Below are 5,204 nucleotides of genomic sequence, written 5' to 3'. Positions count from 1 at the left end.
GGATGGCGGCAATCGCTATTTTTGACTTGAATTCTGGACTGTACTGTCTGCGTTTTCTGCTCATGAATAACTCCTATCATTTCTTGAGTGATTCAGAACTTAACGACCTGTTTAGTTTTTGGGGTCCACTATAATTAGCTAATAAAGGGTTCTTAGCTACAAAAAATCTGCTTGCAATAAACCGTCGTATGATGTCATTCGACATAGCCGAAGCGATTCAGACTTTTAGGTCACATCATCGACTCGCTGCTGGATATAGAAATCTATAGCCAGTTAAAGCACAGCAAAAATCCAACTAACAAAGATTGCAATACAGAAGAGCCTGCCATAGAAATGAAAAACTATAAAGTAGTCAATACGCTCTTGATTCATCTTGATTCATTGTATAAAGTGCATTCGAGTGCGCATACAGAAAGCCACCTTGTTTATTGCATAAAAACTGGTTGAACGAAAAATAGGTCGACAAATCCGTCGTATGTTGATATACGATGATTGACAGTTTCGTAAAACGTCGTATATTAAAATTCGACAAGCACACGGGTTGTTTATGTCTAAGCGACAGATCATTCTCGCGATTCTGGCTAACGCCGGAGGTGTCGGTAAAACAACGATTGCCGTGCATTTGGCTTATGCACTCGCTGATAAAGGAATTTTTGTAGGGCTTGTAGATCTCGATCCCCAGAGAGCTCTCGACGTATTCTGTGGGTTACCTCCGGTGGACTATGACCAGTCAGTCGTCCAAGTTTTATCCAAGGGATACCAAGGTAGTTGGCCTTTCATTCAAGTATGGGATAGCGAAAAAGTTGAGGTCTGTCAGGGGCATCCCGCTATGTCTCAGTTAGCAGATGAACTGGTCGTTCGCCGTAGAGGAGAATACGCCCTATCGGATAAGTTGAGATCATCCCCAACTAACCACGATGTGGTTATTCTGGACTGCCCTGCCACACTGGGGAAAATTTGTGAAAACGCAGTCGCTGCCAGCACACATGTGCTAATCCCCATTCAGCTAGAGATGAAATCGATTTCTGGCGTGGCTGACCTAATGCAGTGGCTGATAGGAATTACCAAGGAATTACAGCTTGAGCCTGCACCGCCCATCTTAGGGTTGGTACCTAGTCTCTACAGCAAGTCAAAAAGTATTCACCGGCAATATTTACAGCAATTGCCTGAGGTTGCTGAGCAGCTCCGGGTTAACCTCTATCCAGAAATTCGGGATTCCTCTGAGTTTAAGAACGCCAGTGCCTTGGGATTGCCTTTGCAAAAACACCGACCTAATCACGGAGCCTGCGAGGACTTTCGAGTTCTAGCTGATGATGTAGCAGCACTTTCGAGGAGTCGTTAAATGGCCAAGAAGTTACCGAGTCTAGTCGGGCGTTTTGACAAGGCGCTTACGGCAACCGACCATGCCCGCGAAGTTGCCACTCTTCAGGCAGAAATTGAGGAACTCCGAAAAGCTCAGTCGCCAGAATTGGAAGAGCAGTTAGAGGTTCTCAGAGCGCAGCTTAAGGCACAGTCAGGGGAGCAGGATATCTTAGTGGGCTTGATAGATCCCAATCCCTCTCAGCCTAGACAAACAATTCCAGCTTTAAGCGTTCAAACGTTGGCGAGAACGCTGGAAAAGGATGAGCAAATTACGCCTATCATTCTTATCCCTCAAGGCGATCGCTATCTGCTTTGGGATGGTCAGCGACGTTGGGAAGCAGCCAAGTCCCTGGAATGGGAAACTATTCGGGCTGTGATCGCGCCGATGCCAAAAGATCTGCATCGGAAAGCCTTGCTGACGTTCGTTCACCACGAGGATCTAAATCCCTTAGATAAGGCCGAGGCCGTTGTCAAAGAAGTTGCTACTGCCTCGGGGTTAGAAGAGGAACTCATTCCAGTGCTGCTATCAACTGTACTGAGAAGGTTAGAGCGGCAAGAGCAGGTGCATCGCCTTCAAGGGCTCGTTAGCGATACTCAATCTGAACAGCAGAAAATTATCGGGCAGCTAGGGCTTCATGCTAACGAAGAGAAAATTCTACTATCTCTATTGGAGTTGGCACTAAATCCGCCATCGGTTAGATCAAACCTGATGCCGATGTTATCGCTACCCCTAGATCTAAAATCAGCTATTCGAGAAAGAGGGCTAAAGGGGGCACACGCTTTAGCCCTGGCTAGTCTATCTGAGAAAAATCTGAAGATCCCTGAGCGTCAAGCGCGGAAAGAGCGTCTAGAAGCAACGGAGCAGGTTTTAGACGAGCAGCTTACAGTCGCTAAAACTCGCGAACTTGTGAGGAAAATAAAAGCAAAGTTCGTAGAAGCTGATACAAATCCCTCAAAGACTATCAAGTCAACATCTCAACGACTTCAGAAACTGACTCCCGCTACTCTCCAATCTGCGAACCGTGAGGATCTCGAAAAGCTTCAGAGAGTATTGAAGCTGAAGCTGTCTGAAGTAGAAGGGCTACTTGAGTAGCCCTTCTAAGGTTAGGAAATTCTAGATCTGCATCTGGTCACCGAGCACGAGGTGCGCCCTTGCACTGCCAATCCGGTGGAACAGAGCCAGTGGCGAATCAAGCACCGCTATTACCCCACCCTGGGCTTCGGCTAGTTCGCCGTTGCGCAAAGATTCTATTGGGCAGTGGATGAAGGGGGCAACTTTTTGAGGCCGCAGACTCTAATGGCAGAATTCGTGTGTCTGCGCGTTGGCGCAGCCTATCTTTCAGAGAATTGCAGAAATCGATTCACGAAAGGTATTGAGGATCTGAGAGCATTATTCAACGCCGCTTAATCAAATAAAAAATGAGGCATGTCAGCTGTAATGGTACGTGGACGTTATTTAGATACTCAGATCTGCCTCTCTCAAACTCTCTGTAAGACCGGCGATTGAGAGCAACCTTTTTCCCGTCCAGCAGTCATTTGAGGGGGTGTTCCCTTCAACGGTGTAAGATTGTCTGAAACTCTCACATGAATATAGATTGAGGGTGTTCCCTTTGTATCAAAATGATGGGTTTTGCAGGGTGTTCCCTTTAGAGCCTGTAAAATAGCTGCAGCCCTTATCACAAGAGGGATAAAGGGTGTTCCCTTTATCCAACGGTGAGCGTACTATTCATAGTGACGTATCTCCCGTCGCCACAATCACATTCAATCGCCAAAACATGCTTGAAGCAGGCCAGATAATTCCTATCAAATTCAGAGATAGGGAATTCAGAGCAATCATCATCGATCCTGATGGCCTTGGCTATAATCGGCCTACTATCGGATTGGGCTACCGTTCAATGAGCCGTCATACGGATGTACCGTTAACGACGCTGGTGAAACGGGTCATTGAACTAACCGATGAGGACGAGAGTTCAGAAACCAGTGGGAAATTCTTAAAACTGCCCTCTGGCAAACTTTTCAAAGTTACCGAAATTTTGGGAAATGATAACAATACCTATCAGGTTATTGAAGCGACTGACTGGGTAGAGCTGGCCCGCGACTGGGCGAAGAAACCTGGGAAGCTAGGCGCGAAAGCTAAGAATGGGTTGATTGACTTTCTCGCTTGGTTCGCTGCTGAAGGTCTTTACGCAGAGGCATATACGTTTCTGAAAGAAACCTACACCCGTGAAGATAGCGAACGGATTCAGCAGTGGTTGGTAGCACGACAGGCAGGGAAGCCAGCTAGGAAAGACTGGGCCTACGCAATTTCTGAACAGGGTGGCAATAGCCCTTATAAATATGGCAAGTGGACGAACTATGTCTATCGTGGGCTTTTCGGAATGGACGCCGCAGAAATTAAGAAAATCTGGGAAGCACCTGTCTCCGGTTCTCGACACATTGCACGAAACTATATTCCCGAAACAGTGGGGCTTGAAATGGTTGAGTATTGCGAAAAGCTGGTTTCTGTCTTTGAGCTAGACGATCTAGAAGATGCTCACGACGAGGCCATTAGGATGACACAGAAAAAGTTCAGGCAGAAGCTCGATGCAGAGCGTATCGGTGGTGTTTGACGGCCTAGTTGAAGCTTATTGGAAAATTCGTTAAGGTGAGACAATCGGATGGTCTCTCGATATGTGCGCTTCTGGCGCAAGCGCAAAGGCATCTTCAAGTGCGATCGCCCACCATCACCCCAAACGTTACTTTGCAGAATGGGATCGAATTTGCTCTGGGTTGATCTGAAACGGCGTGGTTAAAAACCGGGTGACACTTTCGTGGTGAGCGTATACCCTTCCCAGGAAATCGAATAAGCTGAATGCTTGCCACCTGCCCGTCCTCGCGATTCTCCTAGGAGAGGCTTTGCCAACGCCCCACATGAGTCCAGCCCTCTCCATCGCCGCCAGCTTATCTCCGGACATTCGCCAAGACATCGGCATCCAAGTGCTTTCTCGCTCGCAGCCGGTCAGCCACTTGGCGGACCAGCACCAGGTGAGCCGGAAATTTATATATCAGCAGGGCGACAGAGCGCAGCAAACCCTCAATGAGTCGTTTGCGCCGTCTCAGGGTGATGACGATGTTCTGTTTCATCTGCCGGTGACTAAGAACTGGCTGTACCAGCTAATACTGGGCTTGGTGCTAATCTGCCACAGCTCCTATCGTGGCGTGGTGGAACTATTGCGCGATCTTTTCGATACACCGATTAGCGTGGGTACTGTTCACAACCGGCTCGAAGCGGCGGCTGCGACTGCTGTTGAGCTGAATCAAAGCCAAGACCTTTCTGGCATTGAGGTGGGATTACTAGATGAAATCTTTCAGGCCGATAAACCTGTGCTGGTCGGTGTCGATGCCGCGTCAACCTACTGCTATCTACTGCAAGGAGCCCGGCACCGAGATGAAGACACCTGGGGCTGGCATCTTTTGGACAATATGGAGCCAGACAGATCTAGAATTAGTGCCTACGATTTTTCAGGTTGTAGGAGTCTGTCTAAACAACGGTAGAGAGATTGAGCGCTTCCATCCAAGGCAAGCCATGCAACTGAGCGCCAAAGAATTGGGCTAACGACTGGCCAGCTTTCTTCGCATCCGGCAGAAAGGCCCTGAGGTTGTTGACGATGGCCCAGGCATTGAGCATCGGGTCAATGCTGTCAGGCTTGCGAAACTGGCCAAAGGAGAGCAGTTTTTCTCCAAGAATCGCATAGAGCGGTCTAAAGCTATTAAATGTCAAGAGGGTAGGCGATAAAATGACAGAGCGTAGGCGGGTGGAGGTACAGTCGAAGAGACGAATGAGTCTAGCGCTAAGCCAGAGT

Annotated in this window: 6 protein-coding genes; 4 read left to right on the top strand and 2 right to left on the bottom strand. The window is 48.2% G+C overall.

All coding sequences use genetic code 11. The features are described 5' to 3' along the window. Positions 1-547 precede the first annotated feature (547 nt). On the top strand, positions 548-1,342 hold the full coding sequence (locus tag CKL79_RS21870) for a ParA family protein (RefSeq protein WP_121971638.1): 795 nt from the start codon (positions 548-550) through the stop codon (positions 1,340-1,342). Then, on the top strand, positions 1,343-2,455 hold the full coding sequence (locus CKL79_RS21865) for a ParB/RepB/Spo0J family partition protein (protein WP_121971637.1): 1,113 nt from the start codon (positions 1,343-1,345) through the stop codon (positions 2,453-2,455). It abuts the gene before it with no gap. A 21-nt stretch (positions 2,456-2,476) separates the two neighbouring features. On the opposite strand, the gene CKL79_RS24285 is transcribed toward CKL79_RS21865, so the two are convergent. Further along, complete coding sequence (locus tag CKL79_RS24285; protein WP_276301259.1) at positions 2,477-2,605, bottom strand: hypothetical protein; 129 nt, start codon at positions 2,603-2,605, stop codon at positions 2,477-2,479. A 451-nt stretch (positions 2,606-3,056) separates the two neighbouring features. On the opposite strand from CKL79_RS24285, the gene CKL79_RS21855 reads away from it, so the two are divergent. Further along, positions 3,057-3,971, top strand: a complete 915-nt coding sequence (locus tag CKL79_RS21855) for a hypothetical protein (RefSeq protein WP_240519034.1) — start codon at positions 3,057-3,059, stop codon at positions 3,969-3,971. 286 nt (positions 3,972-4,257) lie between these two features. Next, the gene (locus CKL79_RS23600; protein ID WP_205879178.1) at positions 4,258-4,896 is read left to right on the top strand and encodes a hypothetical protein; all 639 of its coding nucleotides are present in this window, start codon (positions 4,258-4,260) and stop codon (positions 4,894-4,896) included. On the opposite strand, the gene CKL79_RS21845 is transcribed toward CKL79_RS23600, so the two are convergent. Next, positions 4,883-5,204, bottom strand: a 322-nt coding sequence (locus tag CKL79_RS21845) for a hypothetical protein (protein WP_205879177.1), incomplete at its 5' end; no start/stop codon positions are given. The genes CKL79_RS23600 and CKL79_RS21845 overlap by 14 nt on opposite strands.

It is taken from the genome of Leptolyngbya sp. BC1307 (genome assembly GCF_002286735.1).
Lineage (GTDB): Bacteria > Cyanobacteriota > Cyanobacteriia > Phormidesmidales > Phormidesmidaceae > Phormidesmis.
This window is presented reverse-complemented; position numbering and strand designations above follow the sequence as displayed.